The organism is Glutamicibacter sp. AOP12-B1-11 (assembly GCF_052379245.1).
Taxonomy (GTDB): Bacteria; Actinomycetota; Actinomycetes; order Actinomycetales; family Micrococcaceae; genus Glutamicibacter.
On the sequence record NZ_JBQSYL010000014.1, the window covers coordinates 1 to 23519 of the forward strand.

At 60.0% G+C, this 23519-nt stretch carries 19 protein-coding genes; 7 read left to right on the top strand and 12 right to left on the bottom strand.

Annotated features, from left to right (window positions below; all coding sequences use genetic code 11):
- Positions 1-181 precede the first annotated feature (181 nt).
- A complete protein-coding gene (locus ACT3UQ_RS09925) occupies positions 182-856 on the top strand; it encodes a potassium channel family protein (RefSeq protein WP_105552385.1) in 675 nt (224 codons plus the stop codon).
- 17 nt (positions 857-873) lie between these two features.
- Entirely contained in the window at positions 874-1539 is a 666-nt protein-coding gene (locus ACT3UQ_RS09930; protein ID WP_105552386.1) for a potassium channel family protein, read from the top strand.
- 2 nt (positions 1540-1541) lie between these two features.
- Here ACT3UQ_RS09930 and ACT3UQ_RS09935 read toward each other — a convergent pair whose 3' ends face one another.
- The 4 genes from ACT3UQ_RS09935 to dut form a co-directional block, all read right to left on the bottom strand.
- Positions 1542-2249: a DUF3159 domain-containing protein gene (locus tag ACT3UQ_RS09935; protein WP_105649555.1), complete on the bottom strand. Its 708-nt coding sequence runs from the start codon at positions 2247-2249 to the stop codon at positions 1542-1544.
- A 65-nt stretch (positions 2250-2314) separates the two neighbouring features.
- Positions 2315-2689, bottom strand: a complete 375-nt coding sequence (locus ACT3UQ_RS09940) for a hypothetical protein (protein ID WP_105649556.1) — start codon at positions 2687-2689, stop codon at positions 2315-2317.
- Positions 2690-2693: 4 nt separating this feature from the next.
- Entirely contained in the window at positions 2694-3377 is a 684-nt protein-coding gene (locus ACT3UQ_RS09945) for a DUF3710 domain-containing protein (RefSeq protein WP_105552389.1), read from the bottom strand.
- Positions 3378-3415: 38 nt separating this feature from the next.
- Entirely contained in the window at positions 3416-3874 is a 459-nt protein-coding gene (dut, locus tag ACT3UQ_RS09950) for a dUTP diphosphatase (RefSeq protein WP_105552390.1), read from the bottom strand.
- Positions 3875-4006: 132 nt separating this feature from the next.
- Between dut and ACT3UQ_RS09955 the strand changes: the two genes are divergently transcribed.
- A complete protein-coding gene (locus ACT3UQ_RS09955) occupies positions 4007-4567 on the top strand; it encodes a DUF3093 domain-containing protein (RefSeq protein WP_105552391.1) in 561 nt (186 codons plus the stop codon).
- A 43-nt stretch (positions 4568-4610) separates the two neighbouring features.
- Here the strand turns inward: ACT3UQ_RS09955 and ACT3UQ_RS09960 are convergent, their stop codons facing one another.
- A complete protein-coding gene (locus ACT3UQ_RS09960; protein WP_105552392.1) occupies positions 4611-4913 on the bottom strand; it encodes a DUF4193 family protein in 303 nt (100 codons plus the stop codon).
- Between the two features lie 240 nt (positions 4914-5153).
- On the opposite strand from ACT3UQ_RS09960, the gene sepH reads away from it, so the two are divergent.
- The gene (gene sepH, locus ACT3UQ_RS09965; protein WP_444637059.1) at positions 5154-6206 is read left to right on the top strand and encodes a septation protein SepH; all 1053 of its coding nucleotides are present in this window, start codon (positions 5154-5156) and stop codon (positions 6204-6206) included.
- Positions 6207-6305: 99 nt separating this feature from the next.
- On the opposite strand, the gene ACT3UQ_RS09970 is transcribed toward sepH, so the two are convergent.
- From ACT3UQ_RS09970 to ACT3UQ_RS09980, 3 genes are read right to left on the bottom strand one after another with little or no spacing between them, the layout of a single operon-like run.
- Positions 6306-7490, bottom strand: coding sequence for an alkaline phosphatase family protein (locus ACT3UQ_RS09970; RefSeq protein WP_444637060.1), 1185 nt, complete (start codon positions 7488-7490; stop codon positions 6306-6308).
- Positions 7491-7496: 6 nt separating this feature from the next.
- Positions 7497-8081, bottom strand: coding sequence for a DUF5998 family protein (locus ACT3UQ_RS09975; RefSeq protein WP_096286405.1), 585 nt, complete (start codon positions 8079-8081; stop codon positions 7497-7499).
- A gap of 52 nt (positions 8082-8133) precedes the next feature.
- On the bottom strand, positions 8134-10794 hold the full coding sequence (locus ACT3UQ_RS09980) for a bifunctional acetate--CoA ligase family protein/GNAT family N-acetyltransferase (RefSeq protein ID WP_444637061.1): 2661 nt from the start codon (positions 10792-10794) through the stop codon (positions 8134-8136).
- Between the two features lie 99 nt (positions 10795-10893).
- Between ACT3UQ_RS09980 and ACT3UQ_RS09985 the strand changes: the two genes are divergently transcribed.
- A complete protein-coding gene (locus ACT3UQ_RS09985; protein WP_444637062.1) occupies positions 10894-13524 on the top strand; it encodes a DNA gyrase/topoisomerase IV subunit A in 2631 nt (876 codons plus the stop codon).
- 14 nt (positions 13525-13538) lie between these two features.
- On the opposite strand, the gene cydC is transcribed toward ACT3UQ_RS09985, so the two are convergent.
- From cydC to ACT3UQ_RS10000, 3 genes are read right to left on the bottom strand one after another with little or no spacing between them, the layout of a single operon-like run.
- Complete coding sequence (cydC, locus tag ACT3UQ_RS09990; protein WP_444637063.1) at positions 13539-16856, bottom strand: thiol reductant ABC exporter subunit CydC; 3318 nt, start codon at positions 16854-16856, stop codon at positions 13539-13541.
- Positions 16857-16882: 26 nt separating this feature from the next.
- Positions 16883-17908: a cytochrome d ubiquinol oxidase subunit II gene (gene cydB, locus ACT3UQ_RS09995; RefSeq protein WP_105552399.1), complete on the bottom strand. Its 1026-nt coding sequence runs from the start codon at positions 17906-17908 to the stop codon at positions 16883-16885.
- A gap of 13 nt (positions 17909-17921) precedes the next feature.
- Positions 17922-19511, bottom strand: a complete 1590-nt coding sequence (locus ACT3UQ_RS10000) for a cytochrome ubiquinol oxidase subunit I (protein ID WP_105552400.1) — start codon at positions 19509-19511, stop codon at positions 17922-17924.
- A gap of 392 nt (positions 19512-19903) precedes the next feature.
- On the opposite strand from ACT3UQ_RS10000, the gene ACT3UQ_RS10005 reads away from it, so the two are divergent.
- Positions 19904-20275, top strand: coding sequence for a BlaI/MecI/CopY family transcriptional regulator (locus ACT3UQ_RS10005; protein WP_096286417.1), 372 nt, complete (start codon positions 19904-19906; stop codon positions 20273-20275).
- A gap of 23 nt (positions 20276-20298) precedes the next feature.
- Complete coding sequence (locus ACT3UQ_RS10010) at positions 20299-21264, top strand: M56 family metallopeptidase (protein WP_105649560.1); 966 nt, start codon at positions 20299-20301, stop codon at positions 21262-21264.
- 114 nt (positions 21265-21378) lie between these two features.
- Here the strand turns inward: ACT3UQ_RS10010 and ACT3UQ_RS10015 are convergent, their stop codons facing one another.
- A complete protein-coding gene (locus ACT3UQ_RS10015) occupies positions 21379-23487 on the bottom strand; it encodes a DNA gyrase/topoisomerase IV subunit B (RefSeq protein ID WP_444637064.1) in 2109 nt (702 codons plus the stop codon).
- Positions 23488-23519: the final 32 nt, after the last annotated feature.

The following is a 23519-nucleotide window of genomic DNA, read 5'->3' on the forward strand; positions in this document are numbered from 1 at the left end:
ACGAGGATCCTTTTAAGACCATCAAATAAAGCAGGCACGAGATAACGTTATCGCAGGGCGCGCCATAGGCAGTACCCTCGTCTCAGGCGCGTGGTTCGCGGCGCGCTATTGTTACTTGCGTGGCTGTGAACTGCGCAGCACACAGAAGTTGCACTGGTGGCAAGAAAACAAGGAGTTGGCGGTGGCGCACTTTGTGATCATGGGTTGCGGACGCGTAGGCGTTGCGCTGGCCCATACGCTAGACGAAGCCGGACATTCGGTGGCGATAATCGACCAAAATCCTGAGGCATTCCGCCGGCTGGGACAAGAATTTTCGGGAACCAAGGTCGTCGGCTTGGGCTTTGACCGGGATACCCTGGTCGAGGCGAAAATTGCCGAGGCCTACGCCTTTGCGGCCGTTTCCAGCGGTGATAATTCCAACATTCTCGCCACCCGCGTGGCCCGGGAAAGCTACAACGTGCCGCATGTGGTGGCGCGAATCTACGACCCGGGACGCGCCGAAATCTATCAACGCTTGGGAATCCCCACGGTTGCAGCGGTTCGTTGGAGCACCGATCAAGTCCTGCGGCGCATCCTTCCCGAATATTCCATCCGTGGCGATTACCGCGAGCCCTCGGGACGACTGATGTTAACCGAAGTCGCCTTGCATCGAGGCTGGTACGGACACCTGGTCAAGGAGCTCGAAGAAGCTGCCGGTGTTCGGGTCGCCTACCTGACCCGTTTCGGTGAAGGAACCATCCCAGAAAGCCGCACACGCCTCCAAGGCGGCGACTTGGTCCATGTCATGATGCGCCTTGAAAAAAGCAAAGATGTGGAAAAAGTCCTTGCCAATGCGCCGATTCCAGTCAGCGACTGAAGGAGAGAGCTAAACACGTGAAAGTAATGATTGCCGGGGCCGGATCAGTTGGTTCGTCTATCGCCCGCGAGCTTGTATTAAATTCCCATCAGGTGCTCATTGTCGATCCGAAAGCCGAAATGGCTGACCGAGAAGATCTGGAAAACGTCCAGTGGCTCATCGGAGACGCCTGCGAACTGGCGGTCCTGCAGCGAGCCAAGCTCGAAGAATACGATGTGGTCGTCTCGGCCACCGGAGATGACAAAGTTAACCTGGTGGTCTCGCTGCTGGCCAAAAGCGAATTTGGTGTGCGTCGAACCGTGGGACGAGTAAACCACCCAAAGAATGAATGGATGTTCGACGACGCCTGGGGCGTGGATGTGGCGGTGAGCACCCCGCGGCTGATGACTGCCTTAGTCGAAGAGGCAGTAGAAGTTGGAGACCTGGTACGCCTGCTGACGCTCAAAAGCGGTGAGGTGCATATGGTCGAATTCACCGTGCCGCACGATTCGGCGCTGATTGGACGTACCCTGGGCCGTGTCACCTGGCCTCAAGACACCACCATCGTGGCGGTGGTGCGCGATAAGGCGCCGTTCCCGCCCAGCGATGATGACGTGATCGAGGGTGGAGACGAAATCTTCTTCATCACCACTCCCGAGGCTGAAAGCCCGTTGCGACGCACTCTGCGCGGAGCGGCCCGCTAGTTTTACTGCCGAGTCTGCTCCGGCTGGATGTCCTTGGCCGGACGGGATACCAGCCAGGCGAACCAGAGCCCAGCGGCATACAGCGGGGCGCCCATCAACGCGCGGGCAAGGCCCAGGGCCACCACATTGTCGGCGAAGTACATCGGCAACTGCACCGCGAGACGTGCAATGAATACCCCGATAATGATCCACGTCGCGACGCTGTAGCGGCGTAGCCTTGCCGGCTGGGAACGCCAAGCGGTTCCCTCGTTGCGGATGAATCCGAAGAGCACCCCGGCCAGCGGCCACTTGACGATAATCGAAATCAGCATCGCGAGCAGATAGCCGGCGCCGATAAAGAAGCCTGGAACATAGTAGTCCTTGGCTTCACCTGTGGCACGAGCCGCGAAGGCGCAGATCAGAATCCCGATGAGACCGCTGGCGGCCTGCATCAGCGATGACTTCTTCACTAGCCGCACGATCATGAACAGCACCCCGAGCCCGATCGAGGCGATCAACGCCCACGAAAGCTCTAGGCTGAGCGCGTACACCATGACGAACACGAAACCCGGGAGCACCGTCTCAACGATGCCGCGGGTACCGCCAACGCTGGCGATGACATCGATCCCGCCGTCGGCATTCTGCGCCAGCTTTGCATTCTGTCCGAGGCTCGAAGCCAACGAGTGCTCCTTGTGGCGTTGCGGCTCGTTTGGCTGTTCTTCGTTGTTCATGCTTCTCACTTCTGCCTCGGTCGCGGTGCGAGACCTGCTTATACGGCAACTATAGAACCCAAAACTTAGCGGCGGTTGACCGGAACGATCAGGTAGCGCGGGTTGAAGATGCTGGGCACATGATCGACCTGCGCAACCATGCCCGCATATCTGATTTTTACTCCGGGTTTAATCCCGGGTACCTGCTTTTGGCCCATGAACAGCAGCTTTACATGCGGAACGGTGCCACGGCGCCCACCAACTCCAGCCAACCGGTCCACCACTACGGCGGTCAGACGCGGTGGCGTGTTGGGGGCCGAGTAGCTGACCGACTGAATGTACCCGAGGTGCTCAACTCGCCCCTTTACCGGCAACTCGGACAAGGACTCCAGGCGCAGGTGTGCCGGCCTGATTTCCCTGCTGCCAAGATGGGCCTCTAAAGGGCCGGGCTCGCAGGACATGCCATTAGCCGATCTGGGTGATTTCAGGGCCGCGTTCCGGACGGGTGATTTCCGGTTCGGGTGTCTCGACGCGGGTACTGGCATTGCTCGGTACGTTCAATGGAAGTAGCTCAGCCGGCGGCAGTGGCTTATCGCCGCGGTTGATCACGACGCTACGCAGCAGTTCATCAACGATCTGGGTAGCTTCCTCATCGGCGATTGCGGCACCGCCAACGACCGCGCGCAGGAACCAACGCGGCCCGTCGACGCCCACGAAACGCAGCGCGACGTGTCCGGCGCGGCCATCAGGCAGCTGCTGCGGAACCTTGGCGAGAAGCTCTTCGCCATATTCTCCTTCGCGGGTGAAGATCTCGCCCTTCTGCCCATGGATATCGCCGGTAATTTTTTCACGGATACCGGGCCATAGGGATGCCGACTTCGAAGAAGCGAAAGCCATCAGTTGGACGCGCGATTCGGCGATCTCCAGCGAAACCGCCACTACCCGCTGATTCGCCTGTTCGATATCCATGCGCACCTTCATGCCAGGGATCGGCTTGACGAGAATCGAACCGAAGTCGAGGTAGCTATCGGTTTCGGGCACGTCGCTGATGTCGAATGGGCCGCTGGTAGGGGTGGGCTCCGGAGTGCTTTCCTCGACGGTTGGCTCTTCGACCGGCTGCTCTACCGACTTCTTACGCTTGAAAAACATGATGTCCTTAAAGTTTTGCGCTCTTACACCAAGGGTACTTAGTTAGCGTTGAATCCGCCTGTTGAACCAAAACCACCGGTACCGCGAGCCGTGTCGTCGAGGGACTCGACCTGCTCAAAATGGGCTAGTTCGACTTTTTGGATAACCAGCTGTGCAATACGATCGCCACGACGTACTTCAAAGTCGTTGGAGTTGTCCGTGTTCAACAGTGTGACCATGATCTCGCCACGGTATCCGGCATCAACAGTACCCGGTGCGTTGACGACGGTAATACCGTGCTTCGCGGCCAGACCACTTCGCGGGTGAACGAGGCCGACATATCCGTGCGGGAGTGCCAAGGCGAGCCCGGTAGGGATCAGTGCGCGTTCCCCCGGCTTGAGCACTACGTCACCCCGGGCATGTAGATCAGCACCTGCATCGGACGGGTGGGCGTAGCTGGGGGCCGGGAGCTGCGGATCGAGCATCTTGATTTTGACTGAAATCGTGGGCTCATTCATGAGTTTTTCTAATCTCCCGGTAAATCGATTGGTCGTTTTCTACCTGTCCAACTCTATCGCGCGCCGCCAAAGGGTTGCGCCAGTGAATCCGAGCGGTTATTCAACTCCGAAAAATTGCCTAAACTGGTTGGTATGAGTACTCCCAGCCCAGAGGCTTCAAATGTTCTATTCCGTGAAAAGCTATGGCCTTCGGTCGGCACATGGATTTGGCCTTTACTAATCGCGATCACCGCAGGCGTAGCGGTCGCCCCGATCAGTATCCCTTGGGGTATCGCAATCGGACTCATTGTCCTGGTCGGCATCGCGGTGATCTTCTTGCTTAAGGTCCCTACCCTGGAAGTCACCGAAGAAAGCCTCACCGTGGGCCGCGCTACCATTGAGCGAAAATTCGTCGGCGAGGCCATCGGCTATCGCGGCGAAGAAGCATTCAAGCAGCGTGGCCAGAAGCTGCATGGACTAGCATTCATGAACTTGCGCGGCTGGCTCGATGCGGTAGTTCGCATGGAAGTCACCGATCCGCGCGATGAGACCCCTTATTGGATCACTTCCACGCGCCGCCCCGAAGAGCTCACCGCGGCTCTGGGCGGTGTGATGTATGAATTCACCGAGGAGGCTCAGCGTGATTCCTCAGAACAGGAAGCCAAAGAGGCTATCCAGTTCCGCGCTCCGGAATCTACCGAAGAACAGGGCTAGCACTTAGCCCCGAAAGTCTGTTTCTTGCATCGAGTGTTGGGGCTTAGCCCTCGCACTCGGTGCAATATTTTTGCCCTTGATCTTCGCGGGCAAGCTGGGAGCGGTGGCGCACCATGAAGCACGAGGCACAGGTGAATTCGTCGGCTTGCTCCGGAATGATATCCACATTTGCTTCGTCTTGGCCGGCTTCTCCCCCGGGCAAAACATAGGCTTCGGCAAGCTCAGCTTCGCTTTCATCGACCAGGTTCGCGGACGCGGCGGTGCCCAATTTTTTCGCTGCGGCCAGCTGCTCGGCGCGGGACTGGTCTTGGCTGGTCTCACGTGAGGCAACATTTTCATTGGCCATGATCGTATTTCACTCTTTTCCGCTGGCGATAATCTCGATACTTGGCACTTGTTGGTAAACACCAGTACCGGCCTAAAAGTATAACGTTGAACTGCGCCGAACATTCCCGCCAGTGACACATCAGCCACAAAGTGATATGAACTTGCGAGTATTCTTGCGCCACACCCGGGGCGGTAATAGGAAATCAGGGTCATAGGTGGCAGAGTTTTACTCAGGAAATAGACCGTGTGGAGGGTAGTAATGCGTCAGCTGAGACTGGTAGGAATTCATGAAAATGGTTCCAGCCTGCAGGTCAGCAGCGACGATGGGATGAGCTTTGAGCTTTCCGTCGACGATGCGCTGCGCAGTGCAATGGCCGAAATCGCCCGAGCTCGGGCGCCGCGAAACCGCGATGAGTCTTCGGTTCATTCGCCGCGTGAGATCCAGGCACGAGTACGTGCTGGAGCTTCCGCTTACGATCTGTCCTTGGAATGGAATGTTCCGGTTGAACAGATCGTCAAGTATGAAGGCCCAGTGTTAGCAGAACGTGAGCACATCGCTGAATTGGCTCGTCGGGTAGAGGTTTCCGGGCCTCAAACCGATGCCGAGTACCGCGAGATTTTCGGCGAAGAACCGGCGGACCTTGGTTCAATGGTGACGCATCGTTTGCACCAGCTCAATATCGACGCCGAACACGCACGCTGGAACTCTTGGAAGGATCCTGAGGGCCAGTGGATCGTAACGGTGGAGTTTGATTCTCCGTTGCCATCTGAAAACGTTGAGTCGCTGGACAACGGTTCGGCGGACGGCAAGGAAAATGTCGCCAAGTGGGCTTTCACCCCGGCGCGCAAGTCCTTGAAGAACCTAAATCGTTGGGCGCAAACGTTAAGCGAGCAGCAGGCACCAGAGTATTTTCGTCCCATCGCAGCCGTAGGCCAGGCCGAGCAGCCGGCCGCACCAAGTGCCAGCGCAGACAATAACGATTCCGAGGAATTGGTCAGCCTGCTCAATTCCCGTCGTGGCCAGCGTGCCCCGGAGGATCCTGCGAAGGATGACCGGTTGAACGAGATCATTGAACGCAGCATGAGCAAGTATGAGAACGACGATGAGGAGTCATTCCCCCATCTGTCACAAGGCATCTCATCTCGGACTTCGCAGTTGATGGTAGTCACGGACAAGGAAGATTCCAACGACGCAAGTCAGGAACCCGATCTTTCCGCCGAGGATTCCTCCCCGCGCAAGCCGAAGCGTTCTTCGGTTCCAAGCTGGGATGACATCATGTTTGGAAAGCGCAAGAAGGACACCGACTCCTAAACGAGCCGCTTCCGCGCAAAACTTGAGGCACTGCACAAATGTTTTCAACTTTGTGCAGTGCCTCTTGTTTTACCGGTCTGAAATCGACTTATCCGCGAATTACTTGGTGCGATGCGTAAATAGCGGAACGAATCGCTCGCCGGCGGTCAGCGAGCCATGCTGGCCAATCATGTCAAAGGCCATCGGAGCCACCCGCCGACCATCGTAGAAAGCGATTGCTTCGGCGGCCATGATGATCAAATCACCCATGCGAGCGGCATGGGCTTCAGGGATATTGCCGAAGTACCCCAGATCGATCGCTTCCTCGCGGCTGAGCACCCAGGCCTTCGAGCCGTAGGCACGTCGCCATGCTTCGCGTACCTGGTGGCGTTGCGCGTCGCTGGTCTTCGCGGCAAAAGTTAAATGCACGCCGCGCGGTTCCCCGCTGGTGAGCTCGACTCCCTCGATGAGTTCTGGTTCGAGGCTGAAATCGATGCGCTGCGATTCAGGGACATCGACCATTCCGTGGTCACCGGTGATCAGCACGGTGGTCTCTTCCGGCAATCGGGAGACCAGCGATTTGATGACGTAGTCAATTTCCTCGAGGGTGTCGCGCCACTGGCTGGAATCCACACCGAATTTGTGGCCGACTTTATCTAGTTCATTAAAGTAGGTGTACACCAGTGCGTTGCGGTGGCTGGCAAAAACTTCTTGAGTGGCCCGGGCGCGTGCGGTAATTTGTTTGGCCGCCACAAATTTCGGCCCGCGCAAGGCGGCGCGGGTCAATGCAGAATTCGCAAAGAGGGGCAATGAAACCGAAGCCACATGGATGCCGTGTTCTTGGACTCTCTCGAATACCGTGGGAACGGTCTGCCAGGATTCTGGCTTCAGATCCGCGGGCCAGCCGCCAAGTTGGTTAACTACTCGCCGGCGCTCGGGATCGATCACGTCATAGCCGAGCATGCCATGCTCGCCAGGTGCTACACCTGTGGCCAGGCTGGTCAGGCTCGTCGCAGTCGTCGAAGGAAAACCGGTGCCCAGCTTCTGTGCTCGCTCAAAGAGCGAACGTAGGAATGGGGCGTGCGCCGCGTGGGATTTGAACTGATTCCAACCCAACCCATCAACCATGATCAGGCTGACCCGTTTAGTGGCTTTTAGCCCCAGCGGATTGCGGTAGCCGGGAACGCCGAGTGCGTGGGCGGCGGAAGGGAGAATTTCCGACAGTGTCGTTTTCCCGTAGGCAGGGGCCGCAGGCAGCGCCTGAGGCGGCGTTGGCAACGCGGGATCGCTCAAAATTTGGCTCATACGCAATCAGATAGTTTCTTGTCGCAAACGCACCGCGAACTCGCGTGCCTTGTTGACCGCGCGCTGCCCGTCGGCCTCGGCGCTGACCCGAATCACCAAGTCCTCGGGTTGCGCGGTTCCGTTCAGCCCATGATCTGCATCGCACTGCGGATCGGTGCAGGGAGCAGGGGCGAGGTCGATTCGGCTCGTCCCGTTCCATGACATGCCGAAGGTCAGCTCACGTACCTCATCGCCTGTGCGGTAATGCTGTGGCTGGTGATAGACATAATTGGTAGCGACCGAGGCGATACGTCGCAAGGAGATCATTTCGGTCGAGACCTGAGCCACGACATTATTGCCGTGGTCATCGAGCTGCTGATCGTCTACGTGGATGATGAACAAGACTTTTTCGCTGAGCACCAAAACCGTGATGTGGCGGTGAACTTCGGTGTGGTCGAAGTGCGTCTCCAGATGAACGTAGTGGTCAAGCACCGGTTGGGACATCATTGCCTCGGCTAAGACGTCCTGCACCATCTGCGGGTAGAAGCCGGCCCTGACCAGGTCGTGCTGCAATTCAGCACCAGCGGTAGTGGAATACGTTGGTGAGTTCATAACCTAATTCTACCGAGTGCAACGGACCAAATCATCCAAGCCACCCCTCAGCTCAACTTCGCAGGGCCCGCCGCACGCTATCGGTACGCTGTTCGGTATTGCCGATCTTCATGCTGACCCCCAGGACACTCAGCGAATCCTGAGCCACGCTAACCGGCGCAAAGTTCATAATCGTCACCGCTGGGTGATGATCCTTGAGCATCGAGACGCGCGTGATGAAGTCTTTCAGGGATTCCAGGTCCACCGCCGGCAGACCCTGATAGCCAAGGAGCCGAACGCTGCTGCGCGGGCGTCGAATCAGGTTGTCGAGGTCTTCTGTGGTCAGTGGCGCCACCCCGTGGGCCCAATCGTCGAGCAGGTTCACCGGATCGCCGCTCAGTCCAAAGGAGATCACCGGCCCGAGCAACGGGTCTTCCACCGCCTTGATCACGCAGGCTTGACCTGCCGGTGCCATGGATTGCACTTCGAGCGAGGTCACGTCGTACGAGGCCATGAGCGAGCTCATATGATTGAAGTTTGCCTCTAGGCTCTGCGCATCTGGAATGTTCAATCGAACGCCGCCCAGATCGAGGCGTTGGCGCATATCCGGATCGTTGGCTTTCAGCGCGACCGGCCAACCGAGCCGGTTGGCGGCATCCAGGGCTTGCTCGGCGGACTTGACCACCGTCGAATCGAATACCTTGATGCCATAGTAGCCAAGGAGTTTACTGGACTGTTCGTGGTTCAGCTCTTTCAGTTCGGTACCGACGATGTCGCCGACCAGCTGCTCAAGGTACTCATGCGCACCGGTAACATCCACATCTGTGGGTTCCGGCAGGGCTTGAAACGGGACGTTCATCCATTGGCTGTAGCCGTAGGCTTTGGACAGCGCGCCAACGGCCTCGCTAGGCGAGGTAAACACCGGAATGCCTTGATGCACACCCTCACGGAATTTCGGATCCGTGATGCCTGGCGTGAGGGCAATGACGGGTTTGTCCTGCCCCTTGAATTCGGTCAGCACCTTGATCACCGATTGAGCGTTTATCCCGATGGCCGGAAGATGCGCCACGATCACCGAGTGCACTTGCGGATCTTGCACAAGTTCGGTCACCCGCGCACGCAATATCGAGATCGATCGTGATTCTCCGAGCGAGTAATCCAATTCTTCACTCTGCGCGGTGGCGAACAGGTTGCGTCCCACCGTGACATCACAGACGATTTCGGCCAGGGCCAAAGAATTCGAGAGCACCGCTACCTGCGGTCCGGCAGGTGCCGGGAATACCGAGAGCAGCGAGGCGACGTCCATGAGCTCCTCGATGGATCTCACCCGGATCACCCCGGATTGCCGCAACATCGCATTCAACGCCGCCGGAGGGGCTTCGCCCAAGCGCACCGAGTGTCCCGGTGGTATCCGTCGGCCCATCAGGTCGGATTTGGCCACGATCACCGGTTTGCTGCGTGCCAGGCGACGGGCGATGCGGGAGAACTTACGTGGATTGCCGAAGGATTCCAAATGCATCGCCACGACGCCGGTGCGCTTGTCATCCTCGAAATATTGCATCGCGTCATTGCCGGACACATCTGCGCGCAGCCCGGCTGAGATGGCACTGCTTTGGCCTACCGCGCGTTGCATCGCTGCGCCTTGCAAAACAATGCCCATGGCTGCCGACTGGCTGAACAGGCCTACCGGTCCTGCCTGCGGCAATTCGCTTGCCAGCGAGGCATTGAGGCGGATCTGCGGATCGGTATTGAGTACCCCTAAGGACGCTGGTCCAATGACGCGCATGCCATTTGCCCTGGCCAGCGCCACCAGCTTGCGTTGGGCCACTAGGCCGTCGGCGGTCTCGTAGCCCGCGGTCATGAGAATCAGGCTTTTGACTCCGTGCGCGCCACAGTCCTGGATGGTTTCCAGGACCCGTTCTCGTGGCACGCAAATAATTGCCAAGTCCACCGGGCCGGGGACCTCGGTAATATTTCCATAGCTCGGCAGCCCGCCGACCTCGAAGGCCTGCTCGTTGACGGCATAGACGGTGCCGGTAAATCCCCCTTCGACGAGCCGGTCCAGCACGTCGTGGCCAATGCTCCCCCAGGCGCGGCTGGCACCGATAACCGCTACGGCGGACGGTGCTAGCACCCCGGCAACGCTGCTCGCTTCGGCCCGGTGTTCTCGCGCTTCGGTGACTTCTTTTGATTTCTCGGTGGGGCTGATGGGGAATTCCAGCATGATCACCCCATCCTCGAAGTGCCGGGCCACCGCATAGCCGGCATCCGAGAATACGGTGAGCATCTTGCGGTTCTCCGGCAGGATTTCGGCGGTGAATTTGACTATGTCGTTTTCTCGCCCGGCGGCGGCAAGGTGCTCGAGCAGGATTGAACCGATTCCGGTGCCTTGGTATTCGTCCGAGACGTTGAACGCGACCTCGGCTTCCGTTGGATCGTCCAGCCGGTCATAGCGGCCTACCCCGATGATCTTCGAACCGCGCAGCACGGTGAAGGCCACCCGGTTGCGATGGTCGACATTGGTGAACCGTTCGAGCTCTTTAGGAGTCAGCGACGACTTGTACGTAAAATAGCGTAGGTAAACCGAAGTTTCAGATTGCTGTTTGTGCATATCTTGCAAGGCTTGAGCATCTTGGGGCGTAATTGGCCGAAGATGCGCGGTCGTGCCGTCGCGAAGAACAACATCTGCTTCCCAGTGGGCTGGATATGCCGCTGAAAGTTTACGATCCACCATAGGCTTAGAATAGTCGCGCTTTCGCGTTTGCGCCCAGCTGCAACACGAAATCCGACATTTTAGGCCGTGAAGCAGCAGATGAAGGGCGAAGGCAGAGTAATGGCTCGCAAAAAAACTCCCGAGATTCCCGAGGATTTCGTCGAGAACATCGTCGATATCGATGTCACCAGCGAAATGGAATCCTCCTTCCTGGAGTACGCCTACTCGGTGATCTATTCGCGTGCGCTACCGGATGCCCGAGACGGCCTGAAGCCGGTGCAGCGACGCATCCTCTTCCAGATGGCCCAAATGGGCCTGCGCCCGGAGAAGGGCCACGTGAAGTCGGCTCGCGTGGTCGGCGAAGTCATGGGTAAGCTCCACCCGCACGGGGACACGGCGATCTACGATGCGATGGTGCGTCTGGCGCAGAGCTTCTCGCTGCGCCTGCCGCTGATCGATGGCCACGGCAACTTCGGTTCGCTCGATGACGGACCGGCCGCCCCGCGTTACACCGAGGCCCGGCTCGCCGCCTCCGCGGTGGCGATGACCGCAAACCTCGACGAAGACGTGGTGGACTTCGTCCCCAACTATGACAACCAGTTCATGCAGCCCGAGGTGCTGCCTGCGGCGTTCCCCAATCTGCTGGTCAACGGCACCACCGGTATCGCGGTGGGCATGGCCACGAATATGGCACCGCACAATCTCAACGAGGTAGTCGCCGCGGCGCAGCACTTGATCGCGAATCCGGATGCACCGGTCGAAGAACTCATGAAGTTCGTTCCGGGTCCGGATCTGCCCTCCGGCGGCACGATTGTGGGACTTGACGGCGTCAAGGACGCCTACCGCTCCGGCCGCGGCGCATTCCGCACCCGCGCCACCGTGAGCCTGGAAAAGATCTCGGCTCGCAAGTCCGCGCTGGTGGTCACCGAGCTGCCCTACACGGTAGGGCCCGAAAAAGTCATCGAGAAGATCAAGGACGGCGTCAACAACAAGAAGATCGTTGGCGTCTCTGATGTCGTTGACCTCACCGACCGCCACCATGGTCTGAAGCTTGTGATCGAGCTTAAGAACGGCTTCAACCCGAACGCCGTGCTGGCCGCGCTGTACAAGTACACCCCGATGGAAGACTCCTTCGGGATCAACAATGTGACCCTGGTGGAGGGCCAGCCGCGCACCTTGGGACTGCGCGAACTGCTGACCGTCTATGTGGAGCACCGCATCGATGTGGTCCGCCGGCGGACCGCGCACCGTCTGGCCAAGCGCGAAGACCGGTTGCACCTGGTCGAAGGGCTGCTGATCGCGATTCTCGACATCGATGACGTCATCGCAATCATCCGTTCCTCCGAGCAGACCGCCGAAGCCCGCGAACGGCTGATGACGGTCTTCGATCTCAGCGAACCGCAGGCAAGCCACATTCTGGAACTGCGCCTGCGCCAGCTGACCAAGTACTCGCGGATCGAGCTGGAGGCCGAAGCCGAGCAGCTGCGCGCCGAAATCGCCGAGCTGCGCGAAATCCTGGGCGACGATCAGAAGCTGCATGCCTTGGTTTCCGCGGAGCTCGGCCAGATGGCGGAGACCTTCGGCACGCCGCGGCGCACCAAGTTGAACAAGTCCTCCGCCCTCGAACCGCTGAAGGGCACCGCGCTGCCCGAAGAGGTAGGCACCGGAAAAACAGCGAAGCTGGCCCTGGAAGTCTCCGATTCGCCCTGCTTCGTGCTGCTCTCGGCCACCGGGCAGATCGCCCGCACCCATGACCGGAGCCCGCTGGACTTTTCCTCCGCACGCATCAAGCACGATGTGCTCTCCTCCCAGGTCTCCTCGACCGCCCGCGGGGAGATCGGCGCGCTGACAACCACCGGACGGATGATCCGCATTTCGTTGATCGACGTGCCGGTGCTGCCCGAAACTCATGGCTTCCCGCAGCTGGCCAATGGCGTCCCGGTCGGCGAATTCCTGAAGCTTGAAAAGGGCGAACGCGTGGTGGCGTTGCTGCCGCTGAACCGGGTCTTCGCCCTGGGCACGCAAAATGGCGTAGTCAAACGCGTCACCCCCGATTATCCGTTGAACCGCGAAGAGTTCGAGGTGATCACCTTGAAGGACGGCGATGTCGTTGTTTCCGCCGCGCCGGCCGAGGACTCCGATGAGCTGGTCTTCCTGACTCGCCAGGCCCAGTTATTGCGATTCCCCGCCACCGCCGTGCGCTCGCAGGGGCGGACCGCCTCGGGCATGGCCGGCATCAAGCTGGCCGGAGAGGACAGGGTCATTCATTTCGGCGTGGTGGGCCAGGCCAATGAGGACGCGGTCGTGGCGACCATAGCTTCCGGATCGCAGACCCTTCCGGGGACCTCGGGCCAGTCGGTGAAGCTCAGTTCCTTCAGCGAGTTCCCCGTGAAGGGACGCGCGACGGCCGGTGTGCGGGCACACCGCTTCGCCAAGGGCGAGGACTACCTGGCGCTGGGCTACGCCGGTTACGGGCCGGCCCGCGCCAGTTCGGCCGCCGGGGTGGTGCGCGCCTTGCCAACCGAATTCGCCAAGCGTGACGGTTCCGGCGCCCCGCTGGCGCAGACGATCAACATTCTCGGCGGTTCCCTGCCGGGCCAAGCACCTGCCGGTGCGGTGGCCGGCAGTGAGCCGAGCGCGCCTGCGCCACAGCAGAGCGACGCCGCCCCGGCCGCCAAGCCCCGGGTGAAACCAGAGCTGCATCCAGGAGAGGACACCTTGCCGTTCTCCGATGGCGGTGTGCTGCTCTAAACGGGCGGCTGCTTCTAGCTGGTGGGTGTGAGGGTTCGCTCTAAGCAGATCGAACCCTCACACATTTCGGCCAGCTTCGTCTCGTGGGTGATCAGCACGACGGTCCGTCCGGCGAGCGCAGCACGCAGCGTGCGGATTAGTTCGGCGCTTTCATCAACGCCTAGGTGTGCGGTCGGTTCATCGAGCAGGATCACCTGCTGCCCGCCGACCAGGGCTCGGGCGACCGCAAGTTTGCAGCGTTGCCCGCCGGAGAGCCGGTGCCCGCCGCTGCCGATCCGTGTATCGAGCCCGGCAGGTTGTGCCGCGTACCAGCCGGCGAGCCCCACCCGGTGCAGGATCCCGATGAGCGCTTCGTCGGACGCCGGCGCCGCGCTGTTGGCTGCCAGGTTCAGGTTCCGTCGAAGAGTGGAATCGAATAGGTGCGCCTCTTGCGGGCACCATGCCACCGAGTCCATCGCCCCTTGCTCCAGGGCACGGTAGTTGCCGTGCTCATCGATGCTTTCCAGGCGTCCCCCGCTCGCGGGCAGGGCGCCGAGCAAGGCGGTGAGCAGCGTGGATTTGCCCGAGCCTGAGGCTCCGGTCAGCGCGGTCCACTCTCCGGGGCGAATCTGCGCGTCCAGGTTGCTGATCACCGGGGTTCCGGGCACGTAGCCCAGTTCCAGCCCGGCCAGCCGGTAGCCGTGGACCGTGTAGCCAGGTTTCGGTGCGGTTGCGCCTGGTCCCGCAGTGCGTTGCTCCCCTACCCCGCGGCCGGCGAGCTGATCGGTCAGCTCGTGCAAGGCTCGCCCCTGCTGGATCGCGCCCAGCGCGCTAGCTGCCGGTTCTGCCAGGGACAAGGCCAGCAGCACGGCGAGGGCCGTGAACGATGCGCTGCTTTGCGAGAGGGACACCAACGCCGTGGCAAGCAGCACCGTGGTCAACGCGGCCAGCGCCGGAGCGGTGCCTTGGCCATAGGCATGGCGGCGAGCCCGGGCGGTATTCCGGCTTTCGGACCGGGCTAGCTTCTGGAGCACCGGGCCGAGGCTGCCGTAGGCGCGCAGTGCTTCCTTAGTGCGCAGAATCGATAGCACCAATTGGTTCAGCTGCAAGCGATGGCTCAGCGCCAGGGCCAGATGCCGCCCTTCGACTTGCTTCACCAGCCAGCGCGCCGGGAAGGCCAGGAAGAGCCCGGCGCCAAGCGCCGCGTAGCCGAATTCTGGCTGGATCTGGAAAAGCGCCGCAGTGGCCAGGGCCCACACGATCAGTGCTTGCAAGGGTGGGAAGAGCACTCGGGCGAGGGAGTCGCGTAATTCGTCGACTTCGGCGAGCAAATACCGCAGCACCACCGAGGAGCGGCTCATCATGCCCCAGCGTGCCGGGTTGGCGACCATGGCGTTCCACAGCTTTTCACGCAGGGCCCCGGCATAGCCGAGCACCGCGTCGTGGATGGCGAGCTGTTCCAGATACCTGAATACCGCGCGCCCGATGCCCAAGGTGCGCACCATGACAAAGGCGACGGTGAGGTGCAGGATCGCCGGCTGGTAGCTGGCTTCGACGATGAGCCAACCGCTGAGCCCGGCGAGCGCAACGGCGCACAGGATGGAGAGCACCCCGTAGCACAGCGCCTTGCGGGCTGCCGGATAGTTGCTCATGACTTCCCTGCGTGGGTTCCACCGGGGCTTGTCCTCTGGTTTCCCCTGGGGCGCGGCCCCGCCGCGCATCGGCACCGGGGATACCGCGTGCAGGTGATTGGGCGCTGGCTGGCGGGCGCTCAGCGCGGGACCGGTTTCGGTGATGAGCGGGTCGTGGCTGGCCGCCAGCATGGCGCAATCTTCAGGTAGTTCGGCCAGCAGCCGGCGGACCGTGTCCGCGTTCTGTTCGTCTAGATGGGCCGTGGGCTCATCGGCCAGCAGCAGCCGGCAGCTGGGCACCGAGTGCAGCCGCGATAGCGCGCGCAGCACCTCGAGCCTGCGTAGTTCCCCTGGCGAGTACTCCGCTATGGCACGTGGCAGCATGGCGCTTAGGTTCAGTTCGGCAGCTAGCCTTTCGGCCAGCTCCTTGGGCGCGCCTGGCGCGTCTTGTGCGATTTGCTCGGTTCCCGTCTGGGCGTTGAACTGCGGGTGCTGGCTGATGCATGCCAATTCACCGGCCACAAAGATCTCGCCGCTCACCAGCTCGGCGGCGAACTCATTGCTGCTGGTTTGCGCCTCGGCGATGAGCTTGAGCAGACTGGTTTTTCCGCTACCGCTGGCGGTGCTCAGCACCTGGCGGTCTCCGGCGCGCAGGTCCATATTAAAATCGCTATAGATCGGTTCCTGCCCCCGGTATCTAAGCGCCAGCTTTCGCACTTCGAGCACATTGGCCTTGTGCCTCGGGCCGGTTGGGGCGCGCAGCGGGCTGGCGGGAGTGCCTTGTATTTGTTTGCTGTAGCGTTCGTAGGCGGCGAGCCCGTCATCGGCCGCGTGGTAGGCCGAACCGACCTCACGCAAGGCGATGAACAGTTCGGGCGCGAGAATCAAGATGGTCAGCCCGGTGCCCAGATCCATGTTTCCGCCAACGAGTCGAACACCGATGAGTACGGCGAGCACCGCAACCGAGAGCGTTGAGATCAGTTCCAGCCAGAAACTGGACATGAAAACGGTCCGCAGGTTCTGCATGGTCGCGGTCCGGTAGCGTTCGCTCACCTTTGCGATGGCGTGCCCTTGGTGCCGGGCACGCCCCAGTCCGAGCAGCGCCGGCAGCCCCTGGGCGAGTTCGTAGAGTTGGTTGGCTAGGGCGTCGAGCTTGGCTTGCGACTGCTCGATGGTGTCTTGGGTGTGCATCCCGATGAGCGCCATGAATACCGGGATCAGCGGAATCGTCAGCAGCAGCACCAGGGCGCTGAGCCAATCGATCCGCAAGATGTAGATCCCCAGAAGCAGCGGCACAACCGTGGCGCCGATCAGCGCGGGAATGAATTTGGTGAAGTAGTCATCGAGCTTTTCGATGCCATGGCTTGCCAACGTCGAGGTCTCCGCCAGCGACAGGTCATTTTGCTGATCTGCAACGATCCCCGGGCGCGAAGCGGCGGATTCGATCAGGTTTGCGCGCATCCGCTCTTTCGCTCCGGCCCCCATGCGCCGGGAGCCGGCGTTGAGTCCCCAGACTCCCGCTGTGCGCAATGCCGCCCCGCCCAGCGCCAACCAGAGCAGCAGCTGCTGGTGCGGCTGCCCGACGGACATCTGGGCGATCCACGTGGCCAACGTGTAGGCCACGAGGATTAGCCCGCTGGTTTTGAGCACCGAGAAGGCCGCCAACAGGGCAACCTGTCGGCGGGGCAGCAGGTCACGAGGCAAAAAGCGGGGCGCAGGCATGAGCGGTTCCTTTCGAACTGGCTAAACTACTTCACGACCGAGGTCACCAGGTGATCCTCCGGGATATGCTTTTCGCTGATGCGTTTGCGAAATACCCAGTAGCTCCAGGACTGGTACGCGAGCACCAGGGGCACGCCGAAGGCGGCCACGATGCTCATCAGCTTCAGGGTGTAGGGCGAGCTCGACGCGTTGTCGATGGTCAAATCAAAGGCTGCGTCAAGGGTCGAGGGAAGCACCACCGGGAAGGCTGCGACGAAGATCGCCGCCACCGCGGCCAAGAGCGTGATGCCCAGGGCTATGAAGGAGCGAGCTTCATGTCCCGACCGTGCGCTCATCCATGCGCCGCACACCGCGATCAGGGCCAGCCCAAGGAGTCCCCAGGCAATTGCCGAGCGCTGCCCGAGCAGGACGACCAGCGACCACAGCAGCAATGGGGCGATGCACAGCGGGAGCCAACGGACAAAGAGCCTGCCCGAACGTGCACGGATTGGCCCGTCGGTCTTCAGCCGCAGGAAGGCAATCGAGTGGATCCAGCTAAAGGCCACCACCGCTACACCGCCGAGTATTGCCGACCAGGTAAGCCAGGCGAAGGGCCCGCCGACCCGGTCGCCATTTTCGTTCAGCGGCAGGCCGAGGGTGGTCAGGGCGAGCATTGCACCGACCCCGAAAGCCGCAACAAGGGAACCCCAGCCCAGGGCTAGATCCCACAGTCCGCGAGTTCTCCTGCTTTCGGCTTTTCCGCGGTACTCGATGGCTACCGCACGGAAGATCAGTGCCACCAGCACGAGCGTCAGCGGGAGGTACAGCGCGGAAAACAGTGACGCATACCAGTAAGGGAAGGCCGCGAAGGTTGCCCCAGCGGCGGTCAGCAGCCAGACCTCGTTTCCGTCCCAGACCGGGCCGATGGTGTTGAGCAGCACGCGCTTGTGCTTTTCGCCGCCGCGGCCCAGACCGATCTGCATTCCGATGCCAAGGTCGAAACCTTCCAGAAACAGATAGCCGGTCCAGAGCACGGCGATGAGGATAAACCAGAGAGTAGGAAGCCAATCCATTGCTATCGCCTGTCTAATATGCGAAGGCGAGTACGTCGCCCTCGTCGTCGCTAGGGTCCTTGTCCGAAGGCTGCTCGTTATCCAGCAGTTCGGGCATGGCCGATCCGGTGCCTCCCCGGATGTATCGGGTGAGCAGCACCAGTTCCACCACCAGCAACACCCCATAAACCAAGGTCAGCGTGATCAATGAGAAGAGCATTTCTCCGGCGCTCACGGTGGGAGAAACCGAGGCGGCGGTGTACATGAACACTTGGTCCACTCCGCCCATCTGAGGGTTCGGCGCCACGGTGAATGGCTGTCTGCCCATTTCGGTGAAGATCCAGCCTGCCGAGTTCGCGCCGAAGGGCGCTGCAATGCTGAGCAGAGCTAGCCGTGAAAGCCATTTGCTGTAGGGCACCGTCCCCTTGCGGGTGAGCCACAGCGCTAGGGCTGCAGCGACCGCCGAAAGCCCGCCGAGGGTAATCATCAGCCGGAATCCCCAGTACGTTACTTCCATCACCGGAAGGTAGCTGATCTCTTCGCCTGCGTACTGCCCGAAGGCCGGGTCATCTGGGTAGTGGCTTCCGTACTTTTCCTGATATTCGGGTATCAGCGTGTTCACGCCCTTGACGGGAGTCTCAAAATCGCCGTTGGCGAGGTAGGACAAAAGCCCCGGCAGTTCGAAGACCGCAACGACGTCGTCACAAGTGGTCGCCCCTTCGGTGCTCACGTTACCGAGGGTGAGCACCGAAAAGCCGGTTCCGTCATGGCATGCTGCTTCGGCGGCTGCCATCTTCATGGGCTGCTGCTCGAACATGAGCTTTGCTTGTTCATGGCCGGACAGCGCGACCCCGGCGAAGGAGACCACGGCGATCACTGCGCCGATGCGCAATGAAGTGATCCAGACTTTGTGATCCTTTCGATCTCGCACCCGGCCCTTAGCCGGGTCCTCACCGACGACGACTCGTCCATTGGCATCAACGCTGTCGATGCCTTCCTTGCGGCGGCGGTAGAGGTGGAACCAGGAGATTCCCAGCAGGAAGCCCCCGGCGACCGCGAATGCACCAAAAATTGTGTGCGGGAAGGTCACCAGTGCGGTGTTGTTGGTGAATACCGCCCAGGCATCGGTCATCACCGCGCGCCCGTCGATGAGCTCTGTGCCTACCGGATGCTGCATCCAGGAGTTGGCAACCAGAATGAAGTAGGCCGAAAGGATCGCCGCCAGTGAGGCGCACCAGATTGTGGCTAGGTGGATCCGCGGAGGTAGTTTCTTCCATCCAAAGATCCACAATCCGAGGAAGGTCGACTCGACGAAGAAGGCGAGCAAGGCCTCCATGGCCAGGGGTGCGCCGAAGACATCGCCCACGTATCGGCTGTATTCGCTCCACGCCATTCCAAATTGGAACTCCTGGACGATGCCCGTAGCTACCCCCATGATGAAGTTAATGAGGAAGAGCTTGCCCCAGAACTTCGTCATGCGCAACCAGTGTTCGTTGCCGGTTCGGTGCCAAACCGTCTGCATCACGGCAACGGTCAGCCCGAGGCCAATGGTAAGCGGCACCATCAGGAAGTGGTACACGGTGGTAATACCGAATTGCCACCGGGCAATCTCTAATACATCCATGGATTCCTCAACTGTCACGAGAAGTCGATACTTCATTTTCTACATGTCGTAGAAAATGACCGTATTGCCAGAATAGACCAATTTCGACAGCCCGTAGAACTCGCGGCCCGTCGGAAGCGCAACAGTTTCCCGGGGATGCAAAAACCAAGATTCCTAGCATTGACACAGATTGAACTTTCTGAAACAAAAAACCCCAAGTCAACTCGAAGCAGCGCCACCACTTGACCGGCCCAAGGTGGTTATCCGCAAACCCAGTCATCACTCGATATTTTTACGCCACGTAGAAATATCGGAGAAACGCCTATATAATGAAGTTTCCAAGCAGAATGCTTTCCCCCACTATGGAGGTTGGCAGCACTGCATCAGCACTAAAGCAAGTGAGGTAAGACCTGGTGGCCAGCCTTGGCGATCTGGAACGCTCCGTCATGGACCTGCTGTGGGATTCTGCAGAACCGCTTACCGCTAACGATCTTCGTGATGCCCTAGCGGCACTCGGTACTGATGCAAAAGAACTCGCAGTTACCACGGTACTAACCGTGTTGGCACGACTGGAGAAGAAGGGACTTGTGGCGCGGGAACGCTCCACTCGTCCACATCGTTACACCGCGTCCTCGTCTCGAGAGGACCATACTGTTGGACTGCTAAACGACGCTTTGGGCACCGCTCAAGATCGCGAAGCCGTCCTCGCCCGATTTATCGGAGGAATCTCGGCTGATGAAGCAGTCTCCCTGCGTGCTATCTTGGATTCTGTAAAGACTGTCTGAGTAACATGAACTTCGGGGACTGAGTGCTTCTCACCTCATATTTCCTAGCGGCGTTGGCTATCGTCTTGGCGTGGCCGACGCCGTTGGCATTGTCTAAAGCAAAATGGACCGCGCGTGCCCCGGTGGCGGCGGTATTGCTCTGGCAAGCGATCGCTCTGGGCGGTGGCCTGTCCATGATTGGCTCAATGCTTGTCTGGGGGCTGACCCCGCTCGGCAACGACCTCATCTCCGCGCTGCATGCAGGTTGGCTTCTGGTCACCGGCGATACCAGCGTTCAGTACCCCGGCGTCGTTCACCTATTTGCGCTCAGTACGGCGTTGCTCTTCGCTTTTCATCTGGTGCTCACCCTGGTGAGAGCTTCGTGGCGCACCACCCTGCAAAGAGCCCGGCACCGCCAGCTCTTGCGATTGTTGAGCAACCCCTCGCAGACCCGGCCCAATACGCTCGTGCTCGATCATGACCTTCCGGTGGCCTATTGCGTTCCGGGCTTCAACGGATCGGTCACGGTGCTGTCAAAGGGCCTGCTGACCCAGCTCTCGGCCGAGGAACAACGCGCCGTCATCTCGCACGAGAATTCACATCTCGACCAGCGACACGATCTGCTGATTCTTGCCTTTACCGCCTGGAACGAAGCATTACCCTGGCTGCCTACCTCGCGTTTGGCACTGGATGCGGTGCGGCAACTAATCGAGATGCTCGCCGATGACAAAGCACTCGAGGTAGTGGACCGACCGGTTCTGCTTCGCGCCATAGTGAGCGTGGCTTCCTCTATTGCCTCGGTTGGGGCACCCAAGAATGCCTCAAGCGCCGCCACCGGCGAAGTCGTAGGGATGCCCGGAGGTGAAGTTTCCTCGCGGCGGCTGCAACGCCTGTTGTCACCGGTAGCGCCGCTGAATCGATTGCAGAATTTTGTGGTTCTTTCCTGCACGGTGCTGCTCTTGGTATGCCCCACGGTCTTGCTCATCGCCCCGCGTTTGCTGTCCTGGTAACTAGCCAACGCAGGCGGGCGCATGACAGCGCTCAAGCTACGACAAAGCCCTCCCGGGCTTGCGATTAGGCAGGTATCCCGGGAGGGCCATCTCGTGCATAAATATCAAGGCCGACTACATGTCGATGCGGTCCCGTTCAAGGTTCTCGGCGCCGGCAATGATGAAGTTCTTGCGCGGAGCGACGTCCGAGCCCATCAGCAAGTCGAAGACTTCCTCGGCCGCCTGAGCGTGTTCAATGCCCACGCGCCGAAGCATCCGATGCTGCGGATCCATGGTCGTCTCGGCCAACTGGTCAGCGTCCATCTCGCCAAGTCCCTTGTACCGTTGGATCGGTTCCTTATAGCGTTTACCTTCGGCTTCAATCTTGGCCAGCAGGGCAGACATCTCGGCCTCGGAATAAGTGTAAATTACCTCGTTCGCCTTCGACCCCGGGTTGATCACCTCAATACGATGCAATGGCGGAACTGCTGCATAGACGCGGCCGTGCTCGATCATGGGCCGCATGTACCGATAGAACAGCGTCAACAGCAGCGTTCGAATATGCGCCCCATCAACGTCGGCATCCGTCATCAAGATGATCTTGCCGTATCTGGCCTGCTCGATATCGAAGCTTCGCCCCGATCCGGCGCCAATCACCTGAATCATGGCAGCACATTCCACGTTCGAGAGCATGTCCGAAATGGAGGCCTTCTGCACGTTGAGGATCTTGCCTCGAATTGGCAGTAGCGCCTGGAACTCGCTGGAACGCGCCACACGCGCAGTACCCAATGCGCTGTCACCCTCGACGATGAAGAGTTCAGAACGCCCGACTTCTTTGCTCCGGCAATCAAGCAGCTTGGTTGGAAGCGAGGAAGACTCGAGCGCGGTTTTGCGACGCTGAGTTTCCTTATGCATCCGAGCCGAAACCCTGGACTTCATTTCATTGACGACTTTTTCAAGAAGCGTCGACGCTTCGGCCTTTTCATTGCGCTTGGTGGATGCCAGGCGCTCGTTCAGCGCCTTTTCGACAACCTTCGTGACAATCTGCCGGACCTGCGAAGTACCAAGAATTTCCTTGGTCTGTCCTTCGAATTGGGGCTCGGCAAGGCGCACCGTGAGCACTGCGGTCAGCCCGGCCATCAGATCGTCTTTCTCAATTTTGTCTTTTTGACCAAATTTGAGTTTGCGAGCATTGGCGTCGACATTCTTGCGGAAAGACTTCAGCAGTGCCTGCTCGAAGCCGGAAATATGCGTTCCGCCCTTAGGCGTGGCAATGATATTCACGAAGCTTTGGATGGTGGTGTCATATCCAATCCCCCAACGCAACGCGACGTCGACCTCGCACACGCGCTGAACGTCTTCGATATGGCTCCGCCCGTTCTCGTCGATTACCGGAACCTTCTCGTGGAATGAACCACTGCCATGGACGCGCCACACGTCGGTGACCGACGAATCGCTGCTCAGGTACTCGACGAACTCGCTAATGCCGCCGTCGTGCTGGAAGACCTCCTCATAGGGTCCTTCGGCTCCCGCGGTTCCGGCCAGCGCACGTTCGTCGCGCAAGGTGATCCGCAGTCCAGGAACTAGGAAAGAGGTCTGGCGGGCGCGATTCTGGAGTTCTTCATATGAGAATTTTGCGTCCGACGTGAAGATATGGTCATCTGCCCAGTAACGGATACGGGTACCGGTCACCCCGCGCTTTGCTTTGCCGATGATTTCCGGAACGGTTGCTTTTTCATGAGCGGCGAAGGGGGCATCGGCTTTGGGCCGGCCACGATCAGCGAATTTGCCTGGCTCACCACGGCGGAACTGCATCGAATAGGTTTTGCCGCCGCGATCAACTTCGACGTCTAGTCGAGCAGAAAGAGCGTTGACCACCGAAGCGCCTACCCCGTGCAAGCCGCCGGAAGCCCCATAGGAGCCGCCGCCGAATTTACCGCCGGCATGTAGTTTGGTGAAGACGACTTCCATGCCGCTCAGACCGGTCTTCGGCTCGATGTCAACGGGAATGCCACGCCCATCATCATGCACCTCGACCGAACCATCGGCATGCAAGATGACATTGATGGATTGCCCGAAACCGCCTAGCGCCTCGTCGACGGAGTTATCAATGATCTCCCACAGGCAGTGCATCAAGCCACGAGAATCGGTTGACCCGATGTACATGCCAGGTCGCTTGCGTACCGCTTCGAGCCCCTCAAGAACGGAGAGATGACGTGCATTGTAATTATCGGCTGAGGCCACGGGGCTGCAATCTCCTACTGACGCGGGAAAAG

Bases quoted from the DNA above. Each gene is read 5' to 3' on its own strand.
- cydB (WP_105552399.1), bottom strand. From the start codon at position 17,908: ATGGATTGGCTTCCTACTCTCTGGTTTATCCTCATCGCCGTGCTCTGG.
- sepH (WP_444637059.1), top strand. From the start codon at position 5,154: ATGCGTCAGCTGAGACTGGTAGGAATTCATGAAAATGGTTCCAGCCTG.
- ACT3UQ_RS09955 (WP_105552391.1), top strand. From the start codon at position 4,007: ATGAGTACTCCCAGCCCAGAGGCTTCAAATGTTCTATTCCGTGAAAAG.
- ACT3UQ_RS09945 (WP_105552389.1), bottom strand. From the start codon at position 3,377: ATGTTTTTCAAGCGTAAGAAGTCGGTAGAGCAGCCGGTCGAAGAGCCA.
- dut (WP_105552390.1), bottom strand. From the start codon at position 3,874: ATGAATGAGCCCACGATTTCAGTCAAAATCAAGATGCTCGATCCGCAG.
- ACT3UQ_RS09960 (WP_105552392.1), bottom strand. From the start codon at position 4,913: ATGGCCAATGAAAATGTTGCCTCACGTGAGACCAGCCAAGACCAGTCC.
- ACT3UQ_RS10000 (WP_105552400.1), bottom strand. From the start codon at position 19,511: ATGGATGTATTAGAGATTGCCCGGTGGCAATTCGGTATTACCACCGTG.
- ACT3UQ_RS09970 (WP_444637060.1), bottom strand. From the start codon at position 7,490: ATGAGCCAAATTTTGAGCGATCCCGCGTTGCCAACGCCGCCTCAGGCG.
- ACT3UQ_RS09935 (WP_105649555.1), bottom strand. From the start codon at position 2,249: ATGAACAACGAAGAACAGCCAAACGAGCCGCAACGCCACAAGGAGCAC.
- cydC (WP_444637063.1), bottom strand. From the start codon at position 16,856: ATGCCTGCGCCCCGCTTTTTGCCTCGTGACCTGCTGCCCCGCCGACAG.
- ACT3UQ_RS09975 (WP_096286405.1), bottom strand. From the start codon at position 8,081: ATGAACTCACCAACGTATTCCACTACCGCTGGTGCTGAATTGCAGCAC.
- ACT3UQ_RS09985 (WP_444637062.1), top strand. From the start codon at position 10,894: ATGGCTCGCAAAAAAACTCCCGAGATTCCCGAGGATTTCGTCGAGAAC.
- ACT3UQ_RS09980 (WP_444637061.1), bottom strand. From the start codon at position 10,794: ATGGTGGATCGTAAACTTTCAGCGGCATATCCAGCCCACTGGGAAGCA.
- ACT3UQ_RS09940 (WP_105649556.1), bottom strand. From the start codon at position 2,689: ATGTCCTGCGAGCCCGGCCCTTTAGAGGCCCATCTTGGCAGCAGGGAA.